Annotated in this window: 25 protein-coding genes; 10 read left to right on the top strand and 15 right to left on the bottom strand. The window is 66.0% G+C overall.

From position 1 onward, the window contains the following. Window positions 1–7 precede the first annotated feature (7 nt). Window positions 8–784 carry an alpha/beta fold hydrolase gene (locus tag ACZ522_RS06190; RefSeq protein WP_379693915.1) on the bottom strand — a complete coding sequence of 259 codons (777 nt, stop codon included), beginning with the start codon at window positions 782–784 and terminating at the stop codon, window positions 8–10. 161 nt (window positions 785–945) lie between these two features. On the opposite strand from ACZ522_RS06190, the gene ACZ522_RS06195 reads away from it, so the two are divergent. Beyond that, on the top strand, window positions 946–1,194 hold the full coding sequence (locus ACZ522_RS06195) for an Hsp20/alpha crystallin family protein (RefSeq protein ID WP_379693912.1): 249 nt from the start codon (window positions 946–948) through the stop codon (window positions 1,192–1,194). Next, on the top strand, window positions 1,191–3,455 hold the full coding sequence (locus ACZ522_RS06200; protein ID WP_379693910.1) for a CDC48 family AAA ATPase: 2,265 nt from the start codon (window positions 1,191–1,193) through the stop codon (window positions 3,453–3,455). The genes ACZ522_RS06195 and ACZ522_RS06200 overlap by 4 nt, the downstream gene beginning before the upstream one ends. Before the next feature lie 332 nt (window positions 3,456–3,787). Here ACZ522_RS06200 and bcp read toward each other — a convergent pair whose 3' ends face one another. Genes bcp through priS form a run of 3 tightly spaced genes read right to left on the bottom strand, consistent with a single transcriptional unit; the run spans window position 3,788 to window position 6,442 of the window. Next, window positions 3,788–4,255 (bottom strand): thioredoxin-dependent thiol peroxidase, encoded by a 468-nt coding sequence (gene bcp, locus ACZ522_RS06205; RefSeq protein ID WP_379693908.1) that lies wholly within the window; start codon window positions 4,253–4,255, stop codon window positions 3,788–3,790. Window positions 4,256–4,304: 49 nt separating this feature from the next. Beyond that, window positions 4,305–5,288: a DNA replication complex subunit Gins51 gene (locus ACZ522_RS06210; RefSeq protein WP_379693905.1), complete on the bottom strand. Its 984-nt coding sequence runs from the start codon at window positions 5,286–5,288 to the stop codon at window positions 4,305–4,307. Next, entirely contained in the window at window positions 5,285–6,442 is a 1,158-nt protein-coding gene (priS, locus tag ACZ522_RS06215; protein ID WP_379693903.1) for a DNA primase small subunit PriS, read from the bottom strand. The genes ACZ522_RS06210 and priS overlap by 4 nt, the downstream gene beginning before the upstream one ends. 407 nt (window positions 6,443–6,849) lie before the next feature. On the opposite strand from priS, the gene ACZ522_RS06220 reads away from it, so the two are divergent. The 7 genes from ACZ522_RS06220 to ACZ522_RS06250 all read left to right on the top strand — a co-directional run bounded on the left by ACZ522_RS06220 (window position 6,850) and on the right by ACZ522_RS06250 (window position 14,018). Continuing rightward, a complete protein-coding gene (locus ACZ522_RS06220; RefSeq protein WP_379693901.1) occupies window positions 6,850–8,316 on the top strand; it encodes an extracellular solute-binding protein in 1,467 nt (488 codons plus the stop codon). A 124-nt stretch (window positions 8,317–8,440) separates the two neighbouring features. Further along, window positions 8,441–9,400 carry a carbohydrate ABC transporter permease gene (locus ACZ522_RS06225; RefSeq protein ID WP_379694567.1) on the top strand — a complete coding sequence of 320 codons (960 nt, stop codon included), beginning with the start codon at window positions 8,441–8,443 and terminating at the stop codon, window positions 9,398–9,400. A gap of 2 nt (window positions 9,401–9,402) precedes the next feature. Then, window positions 9,403–10,374 carry a carbohydrate ABC transporter permease gene (locus tag ACZ522_RS06230; protein WP_379693899.1) on the top strand — a complete coding sequence of 324 codons (972 nt, stop codon included), beginning with the start codon at window positions 9,403–9,405 and terminating at the stop codon, window positions 10,372–10,374. 4 nt (window positions 10,375–10,378) lie between these two features. Beyond that, window positions 10,379–11,566: an ABC transporter ATP-binding protein gene (locus ACZ522_RS06235; RefSeq protein WP_379693897.1), complete on the top strand. Its 1,188-nt coding sequence runs from the start codon at window positions 10,379–10,381 to the stop codon at window positions 11,564–11,566. Between the two features lie 60 nt (window positions 11,567–11,626). Beyond that, complete coding sequence (locus tag ACZ522_RS06240) at window positions 11,627–11,830, top strand: hypothetical protein (RefSeq protein ID WP_379693895.1); 204 nt, start codon at window positions 11,627–11,629, stop codon at window positions 11,828–11,830. A 74-nt stretch (window positions 11,831–11,904) separates the two neighbouring features. Continuing rightward, the gene (locus ACZ522_RS06245) at window positions 11,905–13,008 is read left to right on the top strand and encodes a Gfo/Idh/MocA family protein (protein ID WP_379693893.1); all 1,104 of its coding nucleotides are present in this window, start codon (window positions 11,905–11,907) and stop codon (window positions 13,006–13,008) included. 179 nt (window positions 13,009–13,187) lie between these two features. Then, on the top strand, window positions 13,188–14,018 hold the full coding sequence (locus ACZ522_RS06250) for a DUF8054 domain-containing protein (protein WP_379693891.1): 831 nt from the start codon (window positions 13,188–13,190) through the stop codon (window positions 14,016–14,018). Between the two features lie 10 nt (window positions 14,019–14,028). Here the strand turns inward: ACZ522_RS06250 and trmB are convergent, their stop codons facing one another. Then, entirely contained in the window at window positions 14,029–15,090 is a 1,062-nt protein-coding gene (trmB, locus tag ACZ522_RS06255) for an HTH-type sugar sensing transcriptional regulator TrmB (RefSeq protein WP_379693888.1), read from the bottom strand. A 96-nt stretch (window positions 15,091–15,186) separates the two neighbouring features. Then, window positions 15,187–15,927: a proteasome assembly chaperone family protein gene (locus ACZ522_RS06260; RefSeq protein WP_379693886.1), complete on the bottom strand. Its 741-nt coding sequence runs from the start codon at window positions 15,925–15,927 to the stop codon at window positions 15,187–15,189. Between the two features lie 153 nt (window positions 15,928–16,080). Between ACZ522_RS06260 and ACZ522_RS06265 the strand changes: the two genes are divergently transcribed. Next, window positions 16,081–17,184, top strand: coding sequence for a mechanosensitive ion channel family protein (locus tag ACZ522_RS06265; protein WP_379693884.1), 1,104 nt, complete (start codon window positions 16,081–16,083; stop codon window positions 17,182–17,184). Window positions 17,185–17,292: 108 nt separating this feature from the next. Here the strand turns inward: ACZ522_RS06265 and ACZ522_RS06270 are convergent, their stop codons facing one another. The 9 genes from ACZ522_RS06270 to ACZ522_RS06310 all read right to left on the bottom strand — a co-directional run bounded on the left by ACZ522_RS06270 (window position 17,293) and on the right by ACZ522_RS06310 (window position 22,515). Continuing rightward, window positions 17,293–17,712: a universal stress protein gene (locus tag ACZ522_RS06270; RefSeq protein ID WP_379693882.1), complete on the bottom strand. Its 420-nt coding sequence runs from the start codon at window positions 17,710–17,712 to the stop codon at window positions 17,293–17,295. Between the two features lie 60 nt (window positions 17,713–17,772). Continuing rightward, a complete protein-coding gene (locus ACZ522_RS06275) occupies window positions 17,773–19,152 on the bottom strand; it encodes a bifunctional metallophosphatase/5'-nucleotidase (protein ID WP_379693880.1) in 1,380 nt (459 codons plus the stop codon). A 139-nt stretch (window positions 19,153–19,291) separates the two neighbouring features. Further along, the gene (locus tag ACZ522_RS06280) at window positions 19,292–19,501 is read right to left on the bottom strand and encodes a dodecin (protein ID WP_379693878.1); all 210 of its coding nucleotides are present in this window, start codon (window positions 19,499–19,501) and stop codon (window positions 19,292–19,294) included. Between the two features lie 87 nt (window positions 19,502–19,588). Next, window positions 19,589–20,260 (bottom strand): DUF2238 domain-containing protein, encoded by a 672-nt coding sequence (locus ACZ522_RS06285; protein ID WP_379693875.1) that lies wholly within the window; start codon window positions 20,258–20,260, stop codon window positions 19,589–19,591. Then, a complete protein-coding gene (locus ACZ522_RS06290; protein WP_379693872.1) occupies window positions 20,257–20,916 on the bottom strand; it encodes a hypothetical protein in 660 nt (219 codons plus the stop codon). Before ACZ522_RS06290 ends, ACZ522_RS06285 begins: the two co-directional genes overlap by 4 nt. A 47-nt stretch (window positions 20,917–20,963) precedes the next feature. Then, window positions 20,964–21,314 carry a DUF7116 family protein gene (locus ACZ522_RS06295; protein ID WP_379693869.1) on the bottom strand — a complete coding sequence of 117 codons (351 nt, stop codon included), beginning with the start codon at window positions 21,312–21,314 and terminating at the stop codon, window positions 20,964–20,966. Between the two features lie 83 nt (window positions 21,315–21,397). Then, window positions 21,398–21,649, bottom strand: a complete 252-nt coding sequence (locus ACZ522_RS06300; protein ID WP_379693867.1) for a DUF5816 domain-containing protein — start codon at window positions 21,647–21,649, stop codon at window positions 21,398–21,400. Between the two features lie 48 nt (window positions 21,650–21,697). Continuing rightward, window positions 21,698–22,063, bottom strand: a complete 366-nt coding sequence (locus ACZ522_RS06305; RefSeq protein ID WP_379693864.1) for a HesB/IscA family protein — start codon at window positions 22,061–22,063, stop codon at window positions 21,698–21,700. Between the two features lie 59 nt (window positions 22,064–22,122). Further along, window positions 22,123–22,515: a hypothetical protein gene (locus ACZ522_RS06310; RefSeq protein WP_379693862.1), complete on the bottom strand. Its 393-nt coding sequence runs from the start codon at window positions 22,513–22,515 to the stop codon at window positions 22,123–22,125. Between the last annotated feature and the right edge of the window lie 80 nt (window positions 22,516–22,595).

Below are 22,595 nucleotides of genomic sequence, written 5' to 3' on the forward strand. Positions count from 1 at the left end.
GAATCCGTTACTCGGCCCGCCGGTCCAGAAAGTCCGTCAGGGCGGCGTTGAACGCGGTGGGCGCTTCGAGCATCGCCAGGTGGGCGGCGTCCTCAACGACGGCCAGTTCGCAGTCGGGCAGTTCGTGGACGAAGTACTCGTGGTATGACCGAGGGGTGAGCTTGTCGTGTTCGCCGACGAGAGCCAGCGTCGGAGCGTCCACGTCGTCTAATTGCCCGCGCACGTCGAAGTCGTGGCAGGTCAGGAAGTCCCGTTCAGTGACCGCCCGCCCTGCCGCGAGCATCGCCTCGCGGGACTGCTCGACGTACTCCTCGGAGGGGTCGTGGAACAGTCGGTCCGGTTCGTGGAGGAACTCGACCGCACGCTCGAAGTCGTCGCGAAGCCACGCGAGCAAGTCGTCCAGAACGGACAGTCTCGCACCCGTGCCCGCGAGGACGAGGGCGTCGAGGGACACCTCGCGTTCGATGACGGCGGTGAGTGCGACCGCGCCGCCCAGCGAGTTGCCGACGAGGACGCTCGCGCCCGTCTCCTCCGTGACCGCCAGCACGTCGTCCACGTACGCAGAGAGCGCCTCGTAGCCCGCGTCGGCGTCCGCGTCGTCGCTCTCGCCGTGCCCGCTCAGATCGAGGGCGACGACCGGGTACTCGTCGGCGATTCGCAACTGCGACTTCCAGACGTCCTTCGTCCCGCCGCTACCGTGGACGAACAGAACCGTCGGCCCGCCCCCACCGCGGTCCGCCGTCCGATAGACCGTCTCTCGCCCGTGGTGTGTGACCGACTCCATACGGGAAGTTCGCTCCGTCGGCGTATAAACCCAACCCCATCCCTCTCCAGGAGGGGTGTGAACCGCAATTCAACCTGATTTCGAGAACCCCGACGCCGTCCACCGATTACCCTGCGACAGATTTAAATGTTCTCGGGCCTAACTTAGGGTTAGGAACCAACATGGACACGCAACAGTTCGCCGGTGGAAACGAGCGTTTCGTCCGCCGCTACGAATACGACGACAGTTGGGTAATCGCCGCGGACACGGGCCTCCCCGAGGAAGACCTGAATGTGGACATCGTCGGGACGACGGCCATCGTGGTCGCCGAATCGGGCGACAGAGTTACCGAAACGGAACTCGAACTTCCCGGAGAGGATGCATCGGTCGAGATGAACAACGGCGTACTCACTATCACCGTTCAAAAATGAAATTAATCGTTAAACCCCTGAAGCAGAAGGACGCCGGTCGAGGACTGGCGGCCATCGACCGCGAGGCGGCCGAGTCGCTCGGTCTCGAAGGCGGGGACTACATCCGCATCGAGAACGACGACGGCACGGCCATCGCTCGCGTCTGGCCGGGGTACCCCGAGGACCGGGGAACCGGCGTCATCCGTATCGACGGCCGACTCCGCCAGCAGGCGGGCGTCGGCATCGACGACCGCGTGCAGGTGGAGAAAGCCGACGTGAAGCCCGCCCAGCGGGTCTCCATCGCGCTCCCGCAGAACCTCCGCATCGGCGGTAACGTCGGGACGTACATCCGGGACAAGCTCTCCGGACAGCCCGTCACGAAGGGGCAGAGCCTCCAGCTTCCGCTGGGCTTCGGCTTCATGACCTCCTCGAACCAGACGGTCCCCGTCCGCGTCGCCTCCACCCAACCGCAGGGGACGGTCGTCATCACCGACTCGACCGAGGTCCAGATAAGCCAGAAACCCGCGGAGGAGATCCGCGAAACCGGCGGCGGCGGCACCGGCGAAGGCCCCTCCGTCGCGTACGAGGACATCGGCGGCCTCGACAGGGAACTCGAACAGGTCCGGGAGATGATCGAACTCCCGATGCGCCACCCGGAGCTGTTCAAGCGCCTCGGTATCCAACCGCCGCAGGGCGTGCTTCTCCACGGCCCGCCGGGCACCGGGAAGACGCTCATCGCGAAGGCCGTCGCCAACGAAATCGACGCCTCGTTCCACACCATCTCGGGCCCCGAGATAATGTCGAAGTACTACGGGGAGTCCGAGGAGCAACTCCGCGAGATATTCGAGGAGGCCGAGGAGAACGCCCCGGCCATCGTCTTCATCGACGAGATAGACTCCATCGCGCCCAAGCGCGGTGAAGCGGGCGGCGACGTCGAACGCCGCGTCGTCGCGCAGTTGCTCTCGCTGATGGACGGCCTCGACGAACGCGGCGAAGTGGTCGTCATCGGGGCGACCAACCGCGTGGACGCCATCGACCCGGCCCTGCGCCGCGGCGGCCGCTTCGACCGCGAGATCGAAATCGGCGTCCCCGACCGGGACGGCCGCAAGGAGATCCTGCAGGTCCACACGCGGAACATGCCGCTCACCGACGACGTCGACATCGACGCGTACGCCGACAACACGCACGGCTTCGTCGGCGCGGACTTGGAGAGTCTCGCCAAGGAGGCGGCGATGACGGCGCTCCGCCGCATCCGCCCGCAGCTCGACCTCGAAGCCGAGGAGATAGACGCCGAAGTGCTCGAATCGCTCGAAGTCCGCCCCGACGACTTCAAGGAGGCGATGAAGGGCATCGAGCCCTCCGCCCTCCGCGAGGTGTTCGTCGAAGTCCCCGACGTGACGTGGGAGGACGTCGGCGGCCTCGAGGACACGAAAGAGCGCCTCCGCGAGACCATCCAGTGGCCCCTCGAGTACCCCGAGGTGTTCGAGGCCATGGACATGCAGTCCGCGAAGGGCGTCATGCTCTACGGCCCGCCGGGGACGGGGAAGACGCTCTTGGCGAAGGCCGTCGCCAACGAGGCCGACTCGAACTTCATCTCCGTGAAGGGCCCCGAACTCCTCAACAAGTTCGTCGGGGAGTCCGAGAAGGGCGTCCGCGAGGTGTTCTCGAAGGCTCGGGAGAACGCCCCCACGGTGGTGTTCTTCGACGAGATAGACTCCATCGCGACCGAACGCGGGCAGAACACCGGCGACTCGGGTGTCTCCGAACGCGTCGTCTCGCAACTGCTGACCGAACTCGACGGCCTCGAAGCCCTCGAGGACGTGGTCGTCATCGCCACGTCGAACCGTCCGGACCTCATCGACTCGGCCCTCCTGCGACCGGGCCGCCTCGACAGGCACGTCCACGTGCCCGTCCCGGACGAGGACGCGCGCCGCGCCATCTTCGACGTGCACACCCAGCGCAAACCGCTGGCCGACGACGTGGACTTAGACGAACTCGCGGAACGCACCGAGGGTTACGTCGGCGCCGACATCGAAGCGGTCTGCCGCGAGGCGTCGATGGCCGCGAGTCGGGAGTTCATCCACAGCGTCTCGCCCGAGGAAGTCGCCGAGTCCGTCGGCAACGTCCGCGTGACGATGGGGCACTTCGAGGACGCCCTCAAGGAAGTCAGCCCCAGCGTCACCCAAGAGGTGCGCGAACGCTACGAGGAGATAGAGGAACGGTTCCAGACGAGCGGCGTCGAACCGGCCTCCGAGGCCGAAGTCAGCCGCACGTTCCAGTAATCGGCTGACCGCGGTCCCGAACCCCTCCCTCTGCCGCTCTGCGGTCTGCTCTCCCCCGTTCTCTCGTTTCTCGTCCCCCCTTCCGTCTCCGTCTCGGCGCTCCGATTCGGGAGCGAACACGATGGGTTTTTATCGCTCACGAGGACTACGTAGAAGTACGGCTTCTCTCGCTCGGACACGAGCAACTAGTTGAGCGTTTATTTCACCGGAAACGTGGTGTGTGAGAGTCACGTCTCTCGGCGCGTTCTCCCTCTCGATAGGGTCCGCAGGAACTCCGGAGTCGGCGTCGAAACTCCGATTCCGGCCGACGAGATACGGAGTCGCGTCCGGCGTTACGCGTCCAGTTCCTCGATGTCGGAGAGGATCTCCTCGGCGTGGCCCTCGGGGGAGACGCCCTCGTACGCGAGGACGACGTCGCCCTCCGGGCCGACGACGTACGTGTTGCGGAAGACGCCGTCGAAGGTGTTTCCGAACATGTTCTTCTCGCCGTAGGAGTCGTACGCCGACGCGACGTCGCCGTCCTCGTCCGACAGGAGGGAGAACGGCAGGTCGTGGTCGTCCTCGAACTCCTTGAGGTCCGAGACGGGGTCGTCGCTGACGCCGAGGACGGCCACGTCTCGCGTCTCGAACTCGTCCCATGCGTCGCGGAATCCGCAGGCCTCGGTCGTACACCCGGGCGTGTTCGCGCGCGGGTAGAAGTAGACGACAACGTAGTCGCCGCGGTAGTCCGACAGCGAAACCGTCTCGCCGTCCTGGTCCTGCAGTTCGAAATCGGGTGCCTCGTCGCCGACGCTGAGCATGTACGCTTCGTCGGTCTCGCGCCCCAAAATCTCGCCGGTTGCCGACCGCTCAGTCGAGTCGCTCCGCCGCCCCGCGTTCGACGAGGGGTTCGGCGTTCGTCGTCGGCAGGGTCACCACGTCCTCCGTCGCGAGGTCGTACTCGCGTTCGTCCACGCCGAATATCTGCCCCACGTCGCTGGTGATGCGGAGGGTCACGCGGTCGGTGTCGTCCGTCGGGGCCGGCGCGGCGGGTTCCGCCGACTCGTCGCCCGCCGGGGGTTCGGCGTCGGCGTCGGCCGTCGCACCCGCCTCGCCGTCCGGACGGCCGGCGTCGTCGGTCACCGCGTCGGCCGCCCCGTCTCCCGCGGGTCGGTCCGGCGTCTCGGCCGTCGGCGTCTCGGCGGCTTGAGCCTCCGCGGTCGGCGCGTCGGCGTCCGAATCGGATGTCTCGCCCGAGGGAGCGTCGCCGCCCATCGCCTCCGCGAGAACGTCGTCGGTCGAAGTCCCGTCCGCCGAGGGTTCGTCGGCGTTCCCGGAGGCCCCGTCGGTCAGTTCGTCGGACTCGGGGGCGGGGGCCGCGTCGCGGACGACCGACGCTCCGTCGCTTTCGCTCGTCTGGTCGTGCGTCGGCATCGGTTCGGTCGTCTCGTGCGGTTCGACCGTCCGCTTGCCGCCGAGAACCTCGAGGACGGTCCGCCGGTTCTCCTTGATGCGGCGCACCATGTCGTCGAACAGCGCTCGTTCCTCGGCGGTGAGGCCGTTGGTGTCGGCGCTCATGTCCGCGGCGGCGAAGGAGGCGAGCTTGACGACTTTGCCGACTCGGCGCTCGTAGATGGCCTCGACGACGTCCTCGGCCGTCTCTATCTCGTCGGTGAGTCGCCCCACGTCGGGGTCGGAGAAGGGGTCCTCGGCGGCCTCGGCGGCGCGCGTTCGCTCCGCCTTCCGTTCGGCGATGTAGTCTGCGACGTCCGCGTAGAACGAGTCGCGGAGGTGCTGGAGGCTGTCCTTCTGTCGCTCCGTCCGTCGGACGCTCCGTAACTCGTCTAAGTTCATTCTCTCACCTTCTCGGCTCTGCCGCGGGCCATCAGGAAGACCCCGAGGCACTCTTCGACGGACTGTCCTCCGCCGCTGAGTGTAAAGGTATCGCCGTCGAACTCCGCGGGTCCGGGGTCCGTCACGTCGATTTTGATCTCGCGCCCGCGGAACCGGTCGGGAACCGCGTCCTGGAGGGGGTCGAACGACTCCACCTCGTCGCGGTCCAACGCCCGGACGCGGAGGCCGGACCCGCCGTGGAGGCTCCCCGGAAGGCGGATGAGGCGCTTCGTGTCCGTCGTCACCGGTTCGTCGATGGGCGCGGTTTCCTCCTCTATCGCCTCCGCCGCGAGGGCGTCCACGAGGATTCGGGTGCCGGGGCCGCCGGCCTCGACGTTCCCCTCGCGGATGGCCTCGAAGTTGTGCCGGAGTTGGCCGTAGATGGTCTTCGCCCGGCCCTCGCCGATTCCCCGTAGTTCCTGCAACCGTTCGAGCGCCGCCTCCTCCTCCATCTCCCTGAGCGTCGAGGCGAGGTCGAGGAGGCGGTCGTGGACGCGTTCGCCCCACCCGCCGCGGCGTCGGAGGACGCGCCGGGTCGTCCCGCGAACCGATTCGGTCGCGATCAATCCGTCCACGTCTACGTCTATCGCGCGGACGTAGTCCACGATTTCGCGGCGGGCCTCGCTGTCGAGGGTCCGGACGCTCTCGTCTCTGACGTGGACGTGGTACCCGCGCCCGCCGGAGAAGACGACCTGCGTCTCCTCGAAGGCGAAGTCGTCCTCGACGAACTCCAGAAGGCGGAGGAGCGACTCCTTGCACGCCGCGAGCATCTCCGCGTACGACGTCTCCTCGGGGTCCACGCCCGGCAGGTGGTCGGCGTCCAAGTCGAAGACCAGGTCGGCCCCCTGCCATCCCTTCTCCTCCATCGTCCCCGCGCCGGGGTCGTCGAACCGCGCCGAGGAGAAGTAGACGTGCCGGGGGGCCGTCCGACGGAGGAAGTCCCCCAGGTCGCCCACGTCGAGGAGCGACTGGTGTCGCACCATCGTCGTCCCCCCCGCACTCCACGGGATGTACCCCCACTCGCGGCGTTCGGGCGCGGGAGGCAGCGAAGCGCCGACGCTCCGGTAGTAGTCCCCGAAACGCCCCTCCAGATACTCGCGTGTGCGCGCCTCCATGTCCTGCGGTGATTTCGAAGGAGGGGCTAAAGCCGTTGCGTCTCCGTCCGCCGCCCCGCCGCGACCCGCGAACGCCGCCGTCTCGCGCCAAACATAACTAACGATTAGAATAAACATTCTTACGCGTGCTATAACGCGGAAGGATTATCCCCGTCGAACGCTTACCTGCGAAAGCGGGCGAACCGTGCGACGGAGTAAGCTGGAGGGACATCGGCTCTAAAGCACGCACGACGGAGGGGAGAGACGGCCGGAAAATTCACCACAACACCGGTAGTATACAGTTCACCACAACGATAGTAGTAAGCGGCACCAAAACTATAAATAATTTTGATTCAAAGACACAGATTGTAATGGTTGATACTGACTCACGGACAGAAAAGCGGAGCCGCGTTTCGCGGCGACGCTTCGTGAAGGCGGCAGGCGCATCTGGAGTTGCGGTCGGTCTCGCGGGGTGTGTGAGCACCGGCGGCGGCGGGGGCGGCGGTGGCGGAAATACCGGCACGTCCACGCCGATAAGCACCAAAGAAGTGACCGAGGACGTCACCGTCCAAATCGCCGGCGACACTCGGATGGGTGACAACTCGAAGGCGTTCAAGAAGGCGCTGCACGACGCCGGCCTCCCGGACAACATCACCGTAGAGATCATCGCCGGCTCGCAGGTGACGAACAACCGACAGAACCAGTATCAGCAGTGGCTCTCCGGCGGTCGGAAGGAGCCGACGCTGATGATGATGGACAGCGGGTGGACGATTCCGTTCATTGCCCGCAACCAGATTCAGAACCTCACGGACGCGCTGCCGAGCGACATGGTGAATACGGTCGAAAACGAGTACTTCCAGGCCTCGGTCCAGACGGCCAAGAGCCCGGACTCGGGCGACCTGTACGGGATTCCGCTGTTCCCGGACTTCCCGACGATGCAGTACCGCAAGGACCTGCTTCGGAACGCCGGCTACAGCGACTCCGACTTCAACAAGTGGGCCACAGAGTCCATGTCGTGGAAGGAGTTCTCGAAGGTCACGAAGAAGGCCATGGAGGCGAACCAGGACATCGGTAACGGGTACACCTTCCAGGCCTCCGTCTACGAGGGGCTGTCGTGCTGTGACTTCAACGAGTTCATGACCTCCCACGGCGGGGCGTACTTCGGCAACCCCGAGAAGAACCTCTTCGGCCCCATCGGCGAGCGACCCATCACCGTCGACGAGCAGCCGGTTCTGGACTCCATCAAGATGGTCCGGACCTTCATCAACGGGTCCAAGGACAAACACTCCCTGGACGGGTACGAGGGCAACATCGCGCCGTCCGCGGTCCTGCAGTGGACCGAGGAACCCTCGCGCAAACCGTTCACCGGCGGCGACGCCATCATGCACCGCAACTGGCCGTACTCCATCACCATCAACGGTGCGGAGGACGTCTTCGGCAAGGACCTCGGCGTCATGCCCATCCCGTACGGCGTGCCCGAGAGCGAGGCGCAGTACCCGATGACCGGCGGTCCGGTCGCCGCGCTCGGCGGCTGGCACATGACGGTGAACCCGAACTCGCCGGGTAAGAAGAAGCAGGCCGCGGTGAAGGTCCTGCAAGCGCTGATGCAGGAGCAGTTCCAGCTCGATATCTTCGGGATCATGGGTTGGATCCCGCCGCGCCCGAAGCTCCTCGACTCGGACAAGGCGAAGCAGGTGGAGGTCATCGGCCGCTACCTGCCGCAGCTGAAGGTGGCCGGCGAGAACGCGATTCCGCGCCCCGTCACCGTGGTCTGGCCGCAGCAGTCCAGCAAGATAGCGAGCGAGGTCAACGCGTCGTACGCGCAGGAGAAGTCGCCGGAACAGGCGATGTCCGACCTCAAGTCCTCGCTCAAACAGATCGAACAGAGCGCTTAAGGGAAGCGCATACACATAAGTTCCCTCAACCACGTTATTATTTGTCATGGCGACCGAACAGGAGTCAGGTGAGGCACTGCGGGAGAGCTCCCGGAGTGGGCCATACGTGGCGCTCATCCGATGGATGGAGTCTCTATCGGAGACTGCGTACGCATACCTCCTTCTGGCGCCGGCGCTACTCCTCTTGTTAGTCATAGCGGTGTACCCCCTCATACAGACGTTCGGCTACTCGCTGTTCGCCGATCAGCTGACGGGGTCGTCGCGACTGGGGGAGTTCGTCGGACTCCAGAACTACGTGGCCCTTTTAACCGGTGCACGCAACTTCGCACTCCCGTCGAACTTCCTCCCGAATCTCACGTCACAGTTCCCGTTCATCAAGAACGTGTACAGCAGCGCGCTGATGGTCACGCTCATCTTCACAGGGTTCAGCGTCCTGTTCGAGACCCTCGTCGGGTTCGCACAGGCCCTCGTCCTCGACCAGGACTTCCGCGGTCGTCGGTGGGTCCGCGTGGCCATCATCATCCCGTGGGCCGTCCCCATCGTCATCCAGGGGATGATCTTCTACCTGATGTTCCAGCCGAACATCGGGTTCCTCGTCGGGACGCCGCAGGACCCGGCGTTCCTGAACCAGATCGGCCCGCTGAGCATCAGTTACACGCCGCTTCGGAACACCGCGGACTCGTTGTTCCTCATCATCATCGCCGACGTCTGGAAGACGTCCGCGTTCATGGCGCTTCTCATCCTCGCGGGTCTGCAGAGCATCGACCGCTCTCTGTACAACGTCGCGAGGGTGTCGGGCGCGACCAAGTGGCAGCAGTTCAAGATGATAACGTTCCCGCTCATCCTGCCGACGGTGCTGGTCGCGATGCTGTTCCGCACCATCGCGGCGATGCGGGTGTACGGTATCATCGAGACGATGGCGGGGTGTACGACCGTCCCGTCGCTGTCGTGTCTGGTCGTCACGACGTTCAACAACTCGTTGTACGCGACGTCCGCGACGGTGGCGTTCATCACGGCGGTGCTCATCGGCATCGTCGTCTCCGTGTACATCGTCAAGTTCGCGGACGCCGAAGGAGGGTTCTGACCATGCCAGGAAAGACACGACCCGACGGCGGAACGAACGTCGGAACGAGGCAGGATGCAGAGATCCACCGTGGCCCGTTCGAGCGGTGGGTGAACAAGGCCATCAAGAACCCCGAGCGGGCCAACAGAGCGATGTTCTACGTCGCGACCATCTTCTTCCTGGTCACGACGCTGTTCCCGTTCTACTGGCTGTTGGTGCTGGCGCTGACGCCGAACAACCTCATCACCGACATGGGGTTGGTGCCGAAGGGGTTCAACCCCGAGGTGTTCGTGACCATGTTCCAGCGGGTGCCGTTCCACTGGTACATGTTCAACAGCTTCGTGCTCGGCATCGCGACGACGGCCATCGTGCTGGTGTTGGCCAGTCTGGCGGGGTACGTCTTCGGTCGCCTCAACTTCCCCGGGAAGTCGGTGCTGATGCTGGCCATCCTGGCGATATCGTACTTCCCGCCGGCGGCGTTCTTCCTTCCGCTGTTCGAGCTATTCACCGGTAATCTCGCCATCTCGATCGGCCCGGTTACCGTCTCCAGCCCGGACCTGTTCAACACGCCAGCGCCGATGGTGCTACCGTTCAGCGCGCTGTTCATGCCGCTGTCCATCTTCATCCTCACCACCTTCTACGGGCAGATCCCCGACGGGTTGGAGGACGCGGCGCGGGTCGAGGGGACGACGCGGCTCGGAGCCCTGTTCCGGGTCATCATCCCCCTCTCCGCGCCGGGCGTCGCCACTGCGGGCGTCCTCACGTTCATCAGCGTGTACAACGAGTTCTTCTTCTCGTTCCTGATGAACAACGGCGAGGCGTCCTCGTGGGCACCCATCGTCGCGGGTATCCTGAAGTACCAAGGGCAGTTCGACACGCCCTACAACCTGATGGCGGCGGCGAGCATCGTCGGCGTCCTCCCGGTCGCCATCCTCGTCATCATCGCACAGGAGAAGATCGTCAGCGGACTAACCGCCGGAGCACTCAAGGAGTAAACCAATGGGAGAAGTCAAACTCGAACACGTAACGAAACGATACGCCGACGTAACGGCCGTAGACGACATGAACGTCGAAATAAGGGACGGCGAGTTCGTCTGTCTCGTCGGTCCCTCGGGCTGCGGTAAATCGACGACCATGGAGATGGTCGCCGGACTCACCAAACCCACGGAGGGCGAGGTGCACATCGCCGGCCGCAACGTGACGAACCTGCCGCCGAAGGACCGCGGGATCGCGATGGTGTTCCAGAACATCGCGCTGTTCCCGCACATGGACGTCTACGACAACATCTCCTTCGGTCTTCGCCTCCGCGACTTCGACAAGGAGGAGATAGACCGACGGGTCGACCGCGCCTCCGACATCGTCCAGTTGGAGGGCATGCTCGACCGCATGCCCGACGAGATGTCGGGCGGCCAGCGACAACGCGTCGCCATCGCGCGCGCCATCGTCCGGAACCCCGAAGTGTTCCTGATGGACGAACCGCTGGCGAACCTCGACGCGAAGCTCCGCGTCCACATGCGGACGGAGCTCCAGCGCCTCCACAAGGAGCTGGACACGACCATCATCTACGTCACCCACGACCAGGCGGAGGCGATGACGATGTCCGACCGCATCGCGGTCATCGACTCGGGGCAGCTCCAGCAGATAGACCCGCCGTTGACCTGCTACAACGAGCCCGCGAACCTGTTCGTCGCGGGCTTCATCGGGTCGCCCGCGATGAACTTCGTGGAGGGAGAGGTGGCCGAAAACGGCTTCGCCAGCGAGAACGTCGAAGTGGCGTTCGACCCCGCCGACCACGGCCTCACGGTGGGCGACGAAGTGACGCTCGGGGTCCGCCCCGAGGACGTCTACCTGACGCGGGACTCCGAACTCACGACGCCGACGCAGCCCATCGACGCGAAGACGGACGTCCTCGAACCGATGGGCGACGAGATATTCGTCTACCTCCTCTTAGACGAGGAGGCGGGCACGGACCTCGACGACATGGCCGGCGATGCATTCGCAGGCCAACTACTGATGAGCGTCGCACCCGACTCGGAAATCGAAGAAGAGGAGGACGTCGACGTCGTACTCGACCGCTCGCGCGTCCACCTGTTCGACACGAACTCCGGCGAAGCGATCGTCCACGGCATCACCTCGAAGATGCCGACGACGAGTGCGGACGAGACGCCCGCCGAGGGCGACGACTGAAACGGAACGGCGCGCGAAACGACCCGGCACGATAAGTGCCACCAATCCCTCCTTCAGAACATGGTCAACGAACTCGGGTGGCTCTATCTCGGCGGGATGACCGTGCTGTTCTTCTTCTGGGCGTACGGCATCGTGTCGTTCGTCCTCGACCTGAAGAACACCATCGTCCCGAAGACGAGACAGTACATCCGCGGCCGCCGCCGCCTCAAAGAAGAAGAGGAAAGAGAGAAGGAGAGGGAGGAGCGTGAGAAACAGCTGTACTGATTCCGCTTCGAGCAGAACGCCCGGAGCAGGACGGAACGAGTCACTTAACAATACGAGTAGTAAATGATTGCAACATGAATTCCGAGACCCCCGTACGCGTCGGCATTATCGGCCTCGGCAACATCGGCCACTACCACGCTGACAGATTACTCGAACTTGGAGCCAACCTCGTGGGAGGGTTGGATATCCAAGCCGATGCCCGCCGTCGCTTCGCCGAGAAGTACGACGTGAACACGTACGAAGAGAAGGGACAGCTGTTCGCGGACGCGGACGCCGTCATCATCACCACCCCGAACAGGTTCCACGAAGAGTACGCCGTCGCGGCGTTGGAGGCCGGTCTGGACGTACTTCTGGAGAAACCGCTCGCGCACTCGCTGGAATCCGCCGAGAACATCGTCGAAGCCGCAGAGGCCGCCGAGGGCTTCTGCATGGTCGGGTTCAACAACCGCTTCGGAAGCCCGGTGGAGGTCATAAAGCACCACCAGTCGCAGGGCCGGTTCGGCGAGATTCAGCACATCGAAGCGAACTACATGCGCCGCCGCGGCATCCCCGGGCGGGGGTCGTGGTTCACCTCGAAGAGCATCGCCGGCGGCGGGTCCGTCATCGACATCGGCGTCCACGCCATCGACCTCGCCCTCTTCTTCCTCGATTTCCCCGAGGTGGAGGAAGTGTCGGCGATCACCCGGTCGCAGTTCGGTAACCGCGAGGACTACGCGTTCGTCGAGATGTGGGGCGAAGACGTCGGGCCCGAGGGGTTCAACGTGGACGACTCCGCCTCGGCGTTCATCCGGTGCGCCGACGGCAAGACCATCTCGCTCGAAGTCGCGTGGGCGACGAACCGACCGACGAACGACGAGTTCTTCCTCCGCGGGACGGACGCCGGCGCACTGTTCGACCGGGGGAACCACGAACTGACCATCTACGAGTCCGGCGTCGGCGGCCGGAACCACCTCACCGAGAGTCAGGTCGAGACGCAGTCGAACGACACCCACAAGTCCGAACAGAAGATCTTCCTCGACGCCGTCCGGAAGGGCGAAGCGCCGGGCGTCAACACGCCCGAACAGGGTCTCGAAGTCCAGCGCGTCATCGACGCCATCTACCGCTCCTCCGAGATGGGACAGGCGATTCAACTCGACGGGGCGAGCGCGACGCCCGAAGCGACGCCGAGCGACGACTGACGGCCCCGCGTTCTCCCCTTCTTTCCCTCTCCTCTCTCCGGTCTACCCTTCTCTCCCTCTCCTCTCTCCGGTCTACCCTTCTCTCCCTCTCCTCTCTCCGGTCTCTCCTCCACCCTCTCTCCGAAACCGAACGCCGCAGTCGGGAAAGGCTGAAGCGTTCGGCCACTCCACGCACTGGTATGTCACTACTCGACTCGCTCCGTCGGCCGGAGTACACGGGCGAGAGACGCTGTTGGCCGTGTACCGCCGTGAACGGGTTCGTCGTCGTCGTCGCCGCCGGGATTCTCGCCATCCTCTCCTTTCCCGTCGGCGTCCTCGCCCTCGGCGTCGGGGCCGCCCTCGTCTACCTCCGCGGGTACGTCGTCCCCGGCACGCCCGAGTTCGCGCCGCGCCTCGTCGCGTCGCTCGGGGTGGAGTCGCTGTTCCCCCACGCCGACGGGGGGCGGACGCGGCGCTCCGACGACCTGACCGACGAGGCGGTGGACGGCGAGGAACTCGTCGGTGTCCTGTTCGAGACGGGCGTCGTAGAGGAAGCTCCGGACGGAGCGCTCGAACTCTCCGAGGAGTTCGACGAGTCGTGGGAGCGAGAGATGGCGGCGCTCCGCGACCGCTCCGACGACGAACTCGCGGCCGTCGTCGCCGACGCCGCGCCGTTCGAGGCGGCGGGCGAACGCGCCTACGGCGGACTGAGCATCGAGGGACCGACGCGCGCCGTCTGGCTCTCGCGGGTCCACGGCATCGCCGACGCCGCCGCGGTTCGCGCCCTCGCGGAGGCCGGCGTGCCGGAGCGATACCGCGCCCACGCGACGACGCCGCTTCGGATGTTCGTCGAGACGTGCCCCGACTGCGGCGGCGACGTGGTGGAGACGACGAAGAGCAACTGCTGCGGCGGGTCGGGGAGCGTCTACGAGTCGCCGGACGACGAGGTGTTGGCGTGCGAGTCCTGCGGCGCCGTCGTCTACCAGTTCGACGAGGAGGTCGCCGACGGGGACGAACCGGAATCGGCGTGAGAAGGCGGTCTCAGATGGTGTGCTCTCGGTCCGGCACGGAGTCGCGGCCGAGCAGGATCTCCTGCGCTTCGACCTCTTCGAGTGCGGCGACGAGGCCCCCCACAGAGACGGTTCCGTCCGGCGTCTCCACTTCGAGCGAGGCGACTTCCTCGGACTCCTCGAACTGCGTCTGGTTGACGCGCCCCTCGACGACGACGGGGTCGCCCGTCTCTATCTCCCGCCCCGCGACGGAGGCGTAGAACTCGCCGTCGAGTTCGCGGACGTCCTTGACGGCGCGGCGGATGGAGGCGTACCGCCGCGGGAACGGCCGGCGCTTCCCGTTGGCGGCCAGCGTCTCGGCCGTCGTCCAGAGGACGGTGCCGAAGAACCCGGAGACGAGGAACCCGAGCGCCGAGCGGTTGAAGATGACGCCGTAGCGGTCCCGGTCGTCGCGGAGGGCGTCCTGCGTCGCGTAGATGGAGTACTCGCCGTCGGCGACGGCGAGGACGGGCGTCGTGATGCCGCGACGGGCGCGGGCGCGGGTCGCCACTTCGAGGTAGTCGAACTCCTCGGGCGAGGGTGCGCGCGCGGCGGGTGTCACGAGCAGGTCGATACTGACGCCGCCGTCGATGGCCTCCGCGAGGTCGTCGCGGAACCGACGGAGGAGGTCCGGCGTCAGAGAGAGGACGAGTTCGTACTCCGCGTTGTCGATAATCTCCTCGATGTACCGGAGGATGGTCGAACGCGACTTCACGAGGGAGACGGCCTCGGTGTCGCGGGCGGGGGCGGTGTACCGCGCTTCGAGTTCGTCGATGAGTTCGCCGAGCGACGTCTGGATGTTGCCGAAGGCGTCCTCGGGGTTGACCGCGACTATCTTCATCGGGCGGGACTCGCGGAGTTCGACCAGCCCCCGGTCCGAGAGGCTCCGGACCGTGTCGTACACCCTCGGTTGCGGGATGTCCGTCCGGTCTGCGATTTCGGAGGCGGTGAGTTCGCCGTGTTCCAGAACCGCGAGGTAGGCGTCTATCTCGTACTCGCCGAGGTTGAACCGGTCCCCGACGCGTTCCATCGTCAGCCGAAGATCGTCTGCCATACCACGTAGTATTCTTCATGGACCTTGATGTTTACTATGGTTCGAGTAGCACCGATTTTCGGAACATCGTGGTATCCCACGGTCCCGAACGGCCGCTTACATGTACATCCGGTCTTCCGACAGGTCCGCCTCCTGTTCGTGCATCCGCTCTTCGATTTCGCTGTAGTGTTGGCGCACCTCCGCGGCGAACTGTTCGAGGGGGCCGGCGTCCACGCCGAGTTCGTAGACGGACTCGACGGCTTCGACGAGTCGAATCGACGCCTCGACGTCCGGCGCCTGCGCGTGAACGGGCGTGACGTAGACGCCGACTTCGAGCGGGGAGGTGAGGCCGCGTTCGACGAGTGCGCCGTTCACGCCGTCGAGGAAGCCGTTGCCCATCGGCGTGACGTCCGTCTCGTCGAGTCGCCGTTCGCGGTAGCCGTCGGTGGCGACGAAGTACGTGCGGTGTTCGTCGGGGCCGTGTGGCATGGGGACGCCGGCGAGGACGGCCACGTCCGCGACGCCGTTCTCCCCCGCCCACGCCGCGACGGCGTCGGCGAACGTCTGCCCGACGGGGGCGGGCACGAACAGGTCGCCGACGAGGACGGTCACGTCCAAATCGTCCCGCGAGAACAGTCGCGTGTGGTGCCGCGGACGCCCGTTCTCGAACGGCGTGACCGAGGGCAGACCGTCCACTTCGAGGTGCCCCCGTTCTTCGAGGCTCAGGTGGTTCACGAGGTAGTCCGCGGCGGTTCGCCCCGCGAACCCGAACGAGGAGAGTCCGACGAGAAGCGTCTCGCTCGGGTCGCTCTTGTGGGCGATGCGAAAGTCGGGCGACTTCTGGAAGCGGCCGAACATCGGTACTCCGTAGGCGGCGCCTCGACTTATTCTTCCCTCGTGTCTCACCCGAACAGTCCCGTTCCCGTGGGAGGGACGAACGCAACGAGCCGAGAGCCACGACCGGCGACGAGTGTGGGCCTTTTTTCTTCCGGTAGCGCCGAGGGTGTCCGTATGCAGTCGGGCACGACTACGGGGACGACGGGGACGACCACGCCCGGAACGCCCGGCGGCCCCGTACAGACGCCGCCTACCGAGGCCGGCGAGGCGTTGGGGAACGTCCTCCCCGAATGGCTGTTCGTTCCGGGGTGGCAGTACGTCGCCGCCGCCGTCGTCCTCGTGGCCGGGTACGCCCTCTCGCAGTACGCCAGTCGGTTGCTCGGGCGACGCGTCGCCCGACGCTTCCGCAGGCAGAGCGTCGCCCAGACGGTTCTCAGGCTGATTCGGTTCTCGGTGATGGCCGTCGCCGTCGCCGTCGCCATCAACCTCCTCGGCTTCGAGTTCGGCGACATCGTGCTGTCGGTGACGGTGTTCTCGGCCGTCCTCGGTGTCGTCCTCGCGCCCCTCGTCGGCAGCATCATCAGCGGCCTGTTCATCCTCGCCGACGAACCGTACGAGATCGGCGACATGATAGAGTTGGAGGACGGGCGCAGGGGGTTCGTCGACGAGATCACCATCCGCTACACGAAGGTGTACACGCTCGACAACACCTCGCTCGTCATCCCGAACGCGAACATGCGCGAACGGTTCGTGACGAACTACTCCGCCGAGGACGAGCGAATCCGCCTCAGCCTGCAGGTTCTCGTCACCTACGAGTCCGACGTGGAACGCGCGCGGACACTGATGGAGAACGCCGCCAGCGGCGTCGATGAGGTCATCGAGGGCGGCCCGAACATCCGTATCGGAAGCGCGCGCTACCCCGCGCGGCCGACGGCGTACATCGACGAGTTCGCAGACAACGGCATCCTCGTCACCCTCCGGTACTGGGCGAAGAAGCCGTACAAACTCCTCACGGTTCGCTCCCGCATCCAGACGAAACTCTGGGAGCAGTTCGAGTCCGACCCCGACGTCGAGATGGCCTACCCCCACCAGCACGTCGTCTTCGACGACACCAGCGGAACGCTGCACGCCGAGATGACGGCGAACGGCGAGGCGGAGAACCCGACGGCGTCCGCGCCGGACGCCGCCGCGAATCCGGACGAGGGGACGTCGTCGCCCCGCGGGACGAACTCCGGCGACGTCGACGGACGGACCGGCGGCCCGTCGGACGGGGTCTGACCGCGGCGCGCCGAACGGTCCGTCCGACCGCCGAACGGGCGACGGACCGCGGACCGAGAAGGGAGGGACTTCGGACGCGAAACGCCGCTCTTCCGACCGTCTGGGGCGCTACTCGCTGGCCACCTGCCCGGGTTGCACCGTGATGACGGTGCAGTCGAGTTTCTGTCTGAGGTACGTCTCGATGTCCGGGTCGTCGAGGAAGCGCCGGAGCATCCGCCGCCACCGACTCGCCTGCTTCGACCCGATGACGACGATGTCGGCGCGTTCGGCGGCCACCTCCTCCAGGATAGTCTCCTCGACGAGGAAGCCGCGGCGGACGACGTAGCGCGTCTGTTCGAGCGATCCGAACTCGCGTTCCACCGCGCGCTTGAGTTCGGCGCGAGTCACGCCCCGGTTCTCCTGATACAGGTCGACGTGGAGGACGGTCAGTTCCGCCGTTCGCTCCTCGGCGATGCGGGTTGCTTCGGTCAGCGTCGCTTCGGAGTGTTTCGTCAACGGGTACCGGACGGGGACCACCACACGGGTCATCGATTTATGAAAGTGCCCGCCTGTTCTCAACCTTTCCCCTTCGGAGAGCAACCCCGCGACTCAGTCGTCGTCCGCGGGCGCGCCCTGGACGCGGCGCATCCGCCCCTCGACTTCGGGGCTGACGCCGCACTCGCGGGCATACTCCGCGAGGACGTCGTGGAGGATGTCGCCCTCGCCGACGCGGTGGGACTCCTCGATGGTCGGGAACTCGTGGTCGGAGTGGAGGACGTAGTCGGAGGTGGCGACGGTGTACGTCGCCTCGGGGTCCACGGGGTCGCCGCCGACGCGGGCGGCGAGGACTGCCGCCGTCTCCTCGTCTAAGACGAACGACGCGCCGCTAACGTGACCGTGCCACCAGTCTGGTTCGCCGAAGTCCACCGTCGCCGACGAGCACTCGCTGAACACCCGCTTCAGTTCCGCGCCTGTCAACTCGACGGTGACGAGGGGTTCCTCGAACGGGACGAGGCTGATGCAGTCTTTCAGCGTCACCTCCCCCGAGATGGCGGGGCCGTCGCGGATGCCCCCGCTGTTTTGAAGCCCGACGTCCGCGCCGGAGGCCCACCGGTAGGCGTCCGCGACGAAGTTGCCGACGCGGCACTCCCCGCGGTGGACGGCTTGGTCCGACCGTTGGATGGGCGTCTCGACGGTTGCGACCACCTCGTCCAGTCCGGCGGCCTCGATTCGCCCCCGCAGTCGGGATGCGACGGCGGCGACGGGCGGGGCATCCACCGTCTCGTGTCGCGTCGCAGTCGCGCCGTCGTCGCCGAGTTCAACTTCGTAGACGGCGTGACCGTTGACCCCCGGCCGGAGAAGGAGCGTGTCTGCGACGCGCTCGTGCCGCTCTGAGTGGACGTGTCCGCCGAGGACGACGTCCACGTCCGCCCGGCGGGCCAGTTCGTCGTCGCCGCCGCCGAGGTGCGAGAGGGCGACGACGTAGTCGACCCCCTCGTCTCGAATCGCCGCGACGGCGCGTTCGGCCGCCTCGTAGGGGTCCGAGAAGGAGAGGTCCGCCGCCATCGGATTCAGCGAGGGCGTCGCGGGGTCGGTGACGCCGAAGAAGCCGACGCTGTCGCCGTCCGCTTCGAGGACGGCGTAGGGGTCCACGTGGTCCGCGGCGAACCGGTTCCCGTCCTCCTCGCGGACGTTCGCGGACACCCACGTCTGCGGGGCGTCGGCGACGAGGGACCGCGCCGCCGCGGGGCCGTAGTCGAAGTCGTGGTTGCCGAACGTGGAGATATCGGTGCCGACGGCGTCGAAGAAATCCAGCGCCTGCCGCCCCCGGTCTACGAGGGGCAGGACGCCCGGCGACGTGTTGTCGCCGCTACCGCAGACGAGAGCGTCCTCGTCGTCGAGTGCGCGGATGCGCCCGGCGAGGCGGGCGACGCGTACGGGGTCGTCGTAGACGTTCTCGATGTCGGAGTAGTGGAGGAGACGCGGCATCCACGTGTGGTGGCCCTGCGACGGAAATGAATTCGTCGGTTACTGTCAGAACGACGCTCTATCGCGTGATCTGATCCGTCTCCGGACGAGACGGTTCGGTCGGCGTCGGTTCGAGGCACCGTCCGGTCGGGAGAGCGGGTTACTCCTCCGGCGATTCGAGTTCGAAGGCGACGGTGACTTCCGCTTGGTACTCTCGGTTCTCCACGGCGGCGATCTCGACGCCGAGTTCGTCCACCTCCAACCACTTGACGTTGTTCAGCGTCTCGTCGGCGCGGTCTATCGCGTCGTCCACCGCGCGGTCGAAACTCTCCTCGCTCCGCCCGATGAGCGTTATCTTCTTGAACACCATGTTCGCGGTATTGTTATCGGTCTGTTATGATAAAGAACGGGGCCGATTCGACGACCGGCGGTCCCTCGGACCGGCGGACGCCGCGGTTCACCCCCTCCGCGGGCGCGAGGACTCCAGTTTCGCGACGAGGTGTTGGACGACGACGCTCAGCTGACTGCTCCCCCAGAGGGCGACGACGACGCCGCCCACCATATCGAACACGAGGTCCATCATCGAGTCGCCGAGTCCGTACTGCGTGAGGACGGCGTCCGCCCCCAGCAACTGCGCCGCGAGACCGATGAGGAACTCCAGAACCTCCCAGAAGACGCCGGCGGCGACGACGAAGAGCAGGATGAACACCAACATGAACTCGTCGGGGAGGTAGATGCTCGCCGTGTGTTCGTCGAGGGCGCGCGCGACGGAGTAGCCGACGGCCGCCACGAGGGTCGCAGAGAGGGTGTGGGTGAGGTGGTCCCACCCCGGGACGTTGGCGTAGAAACTGCCGACGCCGGGGAGGCCCACCGTCCCCCACGCATGGAGGAAGACGGCCCCGGTTATCCAGAGGACGAGTCCGGCGTCGAGGGGGACGGAGTAGTCGTGTTCGAAGATGCCGGGGAGGAACGTCACGCCGAGTGCGAACAGCGTGTTGACGATGACGCCGACGTTGCGCTCCCAGAGTCCGACGAACAGGAAGCCCACGAGGGCCGTCTGCATCGCGCCGACGAGTACGAGTTCCTGCTCCGAGGAGAGGTCGAGGTGGAAGACGTCGCGCCACTTCATCGCGCCGCTTCCTCGCTCTCGCGGATTCGCTCCGTCTCGGGAAGCCGCCGTTCGAGGTGCGCGCGGCGGCGGAAGTAGTACTCGAAGAGGACGCCGCCGAAGACGCCCGCCACCGTCGCCGCGACGAAGTCCCACATCAGCATCTCCTCTATCACCTCCTCGGGGCGGCCGTCGTAGAGGAACGACGTCCCGAGGAGCACGTCCGAGAGCCATCGGACGACCGCCCAGATGCCCGCGGCGGCCATCGTGGCGACGACGACGAACACGAGCGCGAAGGTGTAGTTCATCCGGACGGGGGTGAACACGTCGAGTTCGACGGCGACGATGAGCGCCACCGCCGCGACGGCGACGTACGTCGTCACTCGCCCGGTGAACGTCATCCCGCCGACGGTTTCGCCGACGATGAGGGCGCGTCCGAGAAACGGCAGCGCCGCGATGAAGAGCACTTCCCACGGGAGCATGGCGCTGGAGTCGCGGAACGCCACCGCGGGGACGACGGCGACGGCGGCGACGGCCACCGCGAACCCGGCCCACTCCAGTTCGCCGAGGAGGAACCGCGTGGCGCCGACCGCCAAGAGAGCGACGACGAGAATCCATCCGAGCACCGCGTTGACCCGCCGACTCTCGACGACGCTACGCAGTCCGGTGTCTGGCATGACTCACGATTGGTTCGCTCGCACAGAAAAGAGTTACCGCACCGTCGTCACCGCGCTTCGGGGTGGACCACGTCGTAGTCGCCGCCGTCCTCGACGCCGATGACCGCCCACTCGAACGAGGGGTCGGCGCTGCGCAGCTTCTCCGTGAGGTTCCCCGTCGCCTCCTTCCACGTGACGAAACACCGGAGACCATAGCCGTCGTCGGTGTCCGCCGGCGAACCGCCGTCCGCGATGGCGCGCCGTCGTAACTCTACCGTATCGGTATCGAGTGCGGTCACGCGGACCGTTCGCCACTTTCTCTCGGCGACGAAATCGGAGCCGTCGCCCGAGACGGTGTACCCGAGTCCGCTGAATATCGACTGGGCTTCCTCCGCGGGAGGCATGCTGACAGGGGGCATGTACTCGACCGTACTACTCCCCGGAGCATAAACCTTGTCACGAATTCACACACGTGCGGAACGACGTACCGTCCGTTCGGCCGTCACTCGTGGGCGGCGTCCCACTCGTCGGGCTTTCGGATGTTCCCGCAGACGTTGCACTCGATACGACCCATCGTGTCCATTGCGTTGTCGAGGGAGTCGCAGTTTCCGCAGAAGTAGCCCCAGCGATGTTCCCTGTTCGGGTCGGAGTACACGACGAAGAACGGTCCCTTCGCGCCTCTGTCGGCGTCGCTCCGGTCGAGAAACAGCGTCTCTCCGTCCTCGGTCCGCACTCGTTCCAGTTCGGTCTCCATGCCCCCGTGTTCGGCGGCCGGAGGTTTATGCCTGACTTCCCCGCCGAACTACGTCCGGAACGACTCGCCGCACCCGCACTCGCTGACGATGTTGGGGTTCTCGACGTGGAAGCCCGCCCCCTGCAGGCCGCCCTCGAACTGCAGGGTCGAACCGCCGATGTAGTTGATGCTGGCGGGGTCCACGAAGACGCGGAGTCCGTGCTGTTCGACCACCGCGTCGTCCTCTTCGGGTTCCGCCTCGAAGCGCATCCCGTAGGAGAGGCCCGCGCAACCGCCCTGCTGGACGAACAAGCGGAGGCCGCCCACGTCGGTGTCCATCCCCTCCGACTCCATGAGGCGGCGCGCCTCCTCCGCGGCCGACTCCGTGACTGTCACGCGGGTGCCGGACCCGCTCTCGGCCGATTCTGTGCTCATGGATACCGATACCAGATGGAAGATGTTAACGTTGACGCCGGTGGAACAGATTCGACGGGTCACTCGCCGTCTTCCGCCGCCCGCCGGAGGATCCGCTCTACGGTCTCGTACTCCTCGAACTCCCCCGCGGGCTGCTTTCCGCGCACGGACTTGAACGCGGCCGGATGAGCGGTGGTGCTCTTCGTCCCCGTCGCCGGGAACTCGACGCTCTCGCCGTCGTACGTCACCCGCACCGTCACCTCGTCGCCGGGACGTATCTCGGGAGCGTCAGCGTCCTCGACGTGACCGTTTATCGCCACCCCCGGGTTCCCGCCCGCCGCGTCCGACTCTCCGAGGGCCCCGCACGTTATCCGCCCCTCGCCGAGTCGGTACCGCCGTTCGTCGGCGAAGCGAATCTCCGCGTCGAGTCCGCCGGTGCCGATTTCGACGCTCGTCTCGGACGTGTCTGACATGAATCGTGGAAGGGGACGAGCACACAATCTCCTTTCGGCCCGTCGACGGCGGCGTTCGACCGTCTCGACGCCTCCCGACC

Source organism: Halopelagius fulvigenes (genome assembly GCF_055398025.1).

Coding starts and splice junctions, on each gene's coding strand:
- ACZ522_RS06190 (WP_379693915.1), bottom strand. CDS start 784: ATGGAGTCGGTCACACACCACGGGCGAGAGACGGTCTATCGGACGGCG.
- ACZ522_RS06195 (WP_379693912.1), top strand. CDS start 946: ATGGACACGCAACAGTTCGCCGGTGGAAACGAGCGTTTCGTCCGCCGC.
- ACZ522_RS06200 (WP_379693910.1), top strand. CDS start 1,191: ATGAAATTAATCGTTAAACCCCTGAAGCAGAAGGACGCCGGTCGAGGA.
- bcp (WP_379693908.1), bottom strand. CDS start 4,255: ATGCTCAGCGTCGGCGACGAGGCACCCGATTTCGAACTGCAGGACCAG.
- ACZ522_RS06210 (WP_379693905.1), bottom strand. CDS start 5,288: ATGAACTTAGACGAGTTACGGAGCGTCCGACGGACGGAGCGACAGAAG.
- priS (WP_379693903.1), bottom strand. CDS start 6,442: ATGGAGGCGCGCACACGCGAGTATCTGGAGGGGCGTTTCGGGGACTAC.
- ACZ522_RS06225 (WP_379694567.1), top strand. CDS start 8,441: ATGGAGTCTCTATCGGAGACTGCGTACGCATACCTCCTTCTGGCGCCG.
- ACZ522_RS06230 (WP_379693899.1), top strand. CDS start 9,403: ATGCCAGGAAAGACACGACCCGACGGCGGAACGAACGTCGGAACGAGG.
- ACZ522_RS06235 (WP_379693897.1), top strand. CDS start 10,379: ATGGGAGAAGTCAAACTCGAACACGTAACGAAACGATACGCCGACGTA.
- ACZ522_RS06240 (WP_379693895.1), top strand. CDS start 11,627: ATGGTCAACGAACTCGGGTGGCTCTATCTCGGCGGGATGACCGTGCTG.
- ACZ522_RS06245 (WP_379693893.1), top strand. CDS start 11,905: ATGAATTCCGAGACCCCCGTACGCGTCGGCATTATCGGCCTCGGCAAC.
- ACZ522_RS06250 (WP_379693891.1), top strand. CDS start 13,188: ATGTCACTACTCGACTCGCTCCGTCGGCCGGAGTACACGGGCGAGAGA.
- trmB (WP_379693888.1), bottom strand. CDS start 15,090: ATGGCAGACGATCTTCGGCTGACGATGGAACGCGTCGGGGACCGGTTC.
- ACZ522_RS06260 (WP_379693886.1), bottom strand. CDS start 15,927: ATGTTCGGCCGCTTCCAGAAGTCGCCCGACTTTCGCATCGCCCACAAG.
- ACZ522_RS06265 (WP_379693884.1), top strand. CDS start 16,081: ATGCAGTCGGGCACGACTACGGGGACGACGGGGACGACCACGCCCGGA.
- ACZ522_RS06270 (WP_379693882.1), bottom strand. CDS start 17,712: ATGACCCGTGTGGTGGTCCCCGTCCGGTACCCGTTGACGAAACACTCC.
- ACZ522_RS06275 (WP_379693880.1), bottom strand. CDS start 19,152: ATGCCGCGTCTCCTCCACTACTCCGACATCGAGAACGTCTACGACGAC.
- ACZ522_RS06280 (WP_379693878.1), bottom strand. CDS start 19,501: ATGGTGTTCAAGAAGATAACGCTCATCGGGCGGAGCGAGGAGAGTTTC.
- ACZ522_RS06285 (WP_379693875.1), bottom strand. CDS start 20,260: ATGAAGTGGCGCGACGTCTTCCACCTCGACCTCTCCTCGGAGCAGGAA.
- ACZ522_RS06290 (WP_379693872.1), bottom strand. CDS start 20,916: ATGCCAGACACCGGACTGCGTAGCGTCGTCGAGAGTCGGCGGGTCAAC.
- ACZ522_RS06295 (WP_379693869.1), bottom strand. CDS start 21,314: ATGCCCCCTGTCAGCATGCCTCCCGCGGAGGAAGCCCAGTCGATATTC.
- ACZ522_RS06300 (WP_379693867.1), bottom strand. CDS start 21,649: ATGGAGACCGAACTGGAACGAGTGCGGACCGAGGACGGAGAGACGCTG.
- ACZ522_RS06305 (WP_379693864.1), bottom strand. CDS start 22,063: ATGAGCACAGAATCGGCCGAGAGCGGGTCCGGCACCCGCGTGACAGTC.
- ACZ522_RS06310 (WP_379693862.1), bottom strand. CDS start 22,515: ATGTCAGACACGTCCGAGACGAGCGTCGAAATCGGCACCGGCGGACTC.